Below are 3,711 nucleotides of genomic sequence, written 5' to 3'. Positions count from 1 at the left end.
GGAGGGCGCCGACTACGGCGCCCTGGTGGTCAAGGGCGACTCCGGCATCACCAGCGCCAAGCAGCTCGAAGGCAAGACCGTCTCGGTCAACGTCCTCACCAACATCGCCGCCGCGGCGGCCCGCGAGGCGGTCCGCGCCGACGGCGGCGACCCGACGAAGGTCAAGCTCGTCGAGATCCCGTTCCCGCAGGCGCCCGCCGCGGTCAGCACCGGCCGGGTGGACGGCGCCTGGGTGGTCGAGCCGTTCCTGTCGGCGGCCAAGGCGCAGGGCGCGGTGCCGGTCGGCTGGGGCTTCACCGACCTGGCGCCCGACCTCACGGTCTCCGCCTGGTACGCGGCCGGCTCCTACACCTCGAAGAACGCGAAGACCGTCACCGCGTTCCGGGACGCGGTGCGGGAGGCGTACGCGTACGCCCGCGACCACGAGGACGAGGTGCGCGCGAAGATCCCCACGTTCACCGAGATCAAGCCGGAGGTGGCCGCGAAGATCACCCTGACCGGCCTGCGTGACGAGGTCAGCCGGCAGGCCGCCGAGAAGCTCGCCGGCTACGCCCAGCGCGACGGGCTCATCACCACCACACCCGACCTCGACGAACTGATCCTCAAGTGAGAAGGCGGTGGCTCGGCGCCCTGGGCCTGGCGGGCGCTGCAACGGCCTACGAGATCCTCGCCCGCCTGTTCTTCGACCCGGCTTACGTGCCGCCGCTGAGCGCCGTGGTTCCGGAGGCGCTGCGCCTGCTCACCGAGGAACGGTTCTGGGCGGCGACCGGCCGTACGCTGGCGGCGGTGGCGGTCGGCCTGGTCATCGCGCTGGCCGCCGGCATCCTGGCCGGGTTCGCGCTCGGCTCGGTGCCGCAGGTGCGCCGGGCCACCTCCTCCACTCTCGACTTCCTGCGGCCGGTCCCGTCGATCGTGCTGATCCCGGTGCTGGTGCTCGTGCTCGACGTCCGGCAGATCACGGTGCTGCTGGTCGCCGTGTCCTGCTTCTGGATCGTCGTGTTCCAGGTGCTCTACGGCCTGCGTGACGTGGACCGGGTGGCGGTCGAGACCGCCCGCGCCTTCCGGCTCGGCCGGCTGGCCCGGATCGTGCACGTCACCTGGCCCACGGTGCTGCCGTACCTGGGCACGGCGCTGCGCCTGATCGTCTCGGTCGCGCTGGCCCTCGCACTGACCGGCGGGCTGGTCATGGGCGCCGCCGGACTCGGCGAGATGATCTGGAGCAGCCAGGAGTCCGGCGAGTCCACCGGCATGTACGCGCTGGTGCTGCTCACCGGCGGGCTCGGCATCGGCCTCGACCAGCTCGCCCGGCTGGCCGAGCGGCGGCTGCTGCACTGGCACGTGGCGACCCGCCGGGAGGCCCTGGCATGAAGGCCCTCGGGTACGCGCTCGGCCTGCCCGCGGCGCTCGTGGCCGCCTGGTGGGTGGCCAGCGACGGCAGCACCAACGTGTTCCTGCCGCCGCTGCGCACGATCGTCGAGGCGTTCCGGGACGTGTGGTTCTCCGACACGTTCGTCCGCGACGTGGTGCCCAGTCTGTGGCGCCTCGCCGCCGGCTACACGATCGCGCTCGCCGCCGGCGTCGTCCTCGGCTTCGTGATCGGGCGGTGGGCGGTGCCCCGCGCGCTGACCGGCCCGCTGCTGGCGTACTTCCGGGTGCTGCCCGCCCCGGTGCTGATCCCGGTGCTGCTGGTGGCGGTCGGCATCGGCGACACGACCAAGCTGGTCGTCATCACTGTGGGCGCGGTCTGGCCGATCCTGCTCAACACCGCCGACGGCGTCCGCGCCGCCGACGAGGTCGGGCTGGAGACCGCCGCGGCGTACCGGCTGCCGCGCCGCACCCGGCACCTGCTGGCGCTGCGCGGCGCGAGCCCGCAGATCTTCGCCGGCGCCCGGCAGGCCCTCGGCCTGTCGATCATCCTGATGGTGGTCAGCGAGATGCTGATGAGCACCGACGGGCTCGGCTTCACAGTGGTGCAGTTCCAGCGCAGCTTCGCCATCCCGCAGATGTGGAGCGGGGTGCTGCTGATCGGCCTGCTCGGGTTCGGGCTCGCCAAACTCTTCGAGCTCGTCGAGCGGCGCGCGTTGCGCTGGCATCGCGGCCACACCGGACAACTCACGGAGCGACCATGACCTCCCTGCTCGAGATCGCCGGGATCGGCAAGACCTACCGGGCCCGGGAACGCACCGTCGAGGTGCTGACCGCGATCGACCTGACCGTGTCCGAGGGCGAGTTCGTCGCGCTCGTCGGCCCGTCCGGCTGCGGCAAGACCACCCTGCTCAAGATCGTCGCCGGGCTGCTGCCGGCCACCGTGGGGCAGGTCCGGTTCGGCGGCCGTCCGGTCACCGAACCGCCGCCCGGCCTCGGCGTCGTCTTCCAGGAGTACGGCCGCAGCCTGTACGCCTGGAAGACGGTCCGGCAGAACGTCGAGCTGCCGCTGCGGCACCTGGACCTGAGCCGGGCGCGGCGGCGGGAACTCGTCGCCGACGCGCTCGACGCGGTCGGACTCGGCGCGGCCGGCGACGCGTACCCCTGGCAGCTCTCCGGCGGCATGCAGCAGCGCGTCGCGATCGCCCGCGCGGTCGCCTACCGGCCCCGGCTGCTGCTGATGGACGAGCCGTTCTCCGCCGTCGACGCGCAGACCCGCGCCGACCTGGAGGACCTGGTGGCCACGCTGTGGAAGCGCTACGGCATGACCATCGTCTTCGTCACCCACGACATCGACGAGGCGGTCTACCTCAGTCAGCGCGTCGTGGTGCTCGGCGCCGGCGTCTCCGGCGTCCAGGCCGACATCCCGGTCGACCTGCCCGCCGACCGGGAACAGATCGGCACCCGTTCCTCCGCCCGCTTCGGCGAGCTGCGCACCCGAGTGTGGACGCAGGTCCGCCGTACCCCCGAGAGCGAGATGGTATGAGCAACGCCCGATGGACCGACACCGGCGGCGGCGAGGGCCCGCTGTGGTCCTTCCGAGTCGGTGAGGTCGAGGTCTTCCCGATCCGCGAGGTCGACTACTTCGTGGACCCGGCCGAGTTCTTCCCGCAGCTGGCGACCGAGTCGTGGACCGACGGCGCGTTCTACACCCGGGAGCCGTTCACCCACGACGGCCGGATCCTGCTCAACCAGGAGGCCCACCTGCTGCGTACGCCGGACCGGCTGATCCTGGTCGACGCCGGCGGGGGCAACGGCAAACCGCGCAACGGCGGCGTGTTCGACCGGGCGGACCGGCCGTTCCTGGAACAGTTCGCCCGCGCCGGGGTGTCGCTCGGCGACATCGACACCGTCGTCTTCACCCACCTGCACGTCGACCACGTCGGTTTCGCCACCAGCGCGGACGGCCGCGGCGGCTGGGAGCCGACCTTCCCGAACGCCCGGTACCTGGTGGTCCGGGAGGAGTTCGACTGGTGGACCGGCCCGGACGGCGCGCGGGCCATGCAGCGTACCGGCGACTACATCGCCGACAGCATCCTGCCGCTGCGCGACGCCGGGGTGCTCGACCTGATCGAGGCCGACCACGTCCTGTCCCCGCAGGTGCACCTGGTGCCCGCGTTCGGTCACACGCCCGGCAACGTCTACCTGGTCGTCGAGTCGGCCGGGCAGCGGGCGCTGTTCGCCGGCGACATGCTGCACCACGGCGTCCAGCTGGAACGGCCGGAGTGGAGCATCCGCTACTGCGTGGTGCCGGGTGACTCCGCCGACCAGCGCCGCCGGCTGCTG

5 protein-coding genes are annotated in these 3,711 nt (G+C 72.4%); all 5 read left to right on the top strand.

What is annotated here, in order from left to right; translation table 11 throughout:
* On the top strand, positions 1-610 hold a 610-nt coding region (locus KBX39_RS26130), incomplete at its 5' end, for an ABC transporter substrate-binding protein (RefSeq protein WP_210872995.1).
* Positions 607-1,368 (top strand): ABC transporter permease subunit, encoded by a 762-nt coding sequence (locus KBX39_RS26125; protein WP_210872993.1) that lies wholly within the window; start codon positions 607-609, stop codon positions 1,366-1,368. The genes KBX39_RS26130 and KBX39_RS26125, both read left to right, overlap by 4 nt.
* Complete coding sequence (locus KBX39_RS26120; protein ID WP_210872991.1) at positions 1,365-2,129, top strand: ABC transporter permease; 765 nt, start codon at positions 1,365-1,367, stop codon at positions 2,127-2,129. Before KBX39_RS26125 ends, KBX39_RS26120 begins: the two co-directional genes overlap by 4 nt.
* Positions 2,126-2,911, top strand: a complete 786-nt coding sequence (locus KBX39_RS26115) for an ABC transporter ATP-binding protein (protein WP_043324780.1) — start codon at positions 2,126-2,128, stop codon at positions 2,909-2,911. The genes KBX39_RS26120 and KBX39_RS26115 overlap by 4 nt, the downstream gene beginning before the upstream one ends.
* Positions 2,908-3,711, top strand: an 804-nt coding sequence (locus KBX39_RS26110; protein WP_210872989.1) for an MBL fold metallo-hydrolase, incomplete at its 3' end; no start/stop codon positions are given. The genes KBX39_RS26115 and KBX39_RS26110, both read left to right, overlap by 4 nt.

It is taken from the genome of Micromonospora sp. D75, from assembly GCF_018070405.1.
GTDB classification, from domain to species: Bacteria; Actinomycetota; Actinomycetes; order Mycobacteriales; family Micromonosporaceae; genus Micromonospora; species Micromonospora chalcea.
This window is presented reverse-complemented; position numbering and strand designations above follow the sequence as displayed.

What these genes read in the sequence shown, in the direction of transcription:
- KBX39_RS26120 (WP_210872991.1), top strand. Translation starts at nt 1,365, where the DNA reads ATGAAGGCCCTCGGGTACGCGCTCGGCCTGCCCGCGGCGCTCGTGGCC.
- KBX39_RS26115 (WP_043324780.1), top strand. Translation starts at nt 2,126, where the DNA reads ATGACCTCCCTGCTCGAGATCGCCGGGATCGGCAAGACCTACCGGGCC.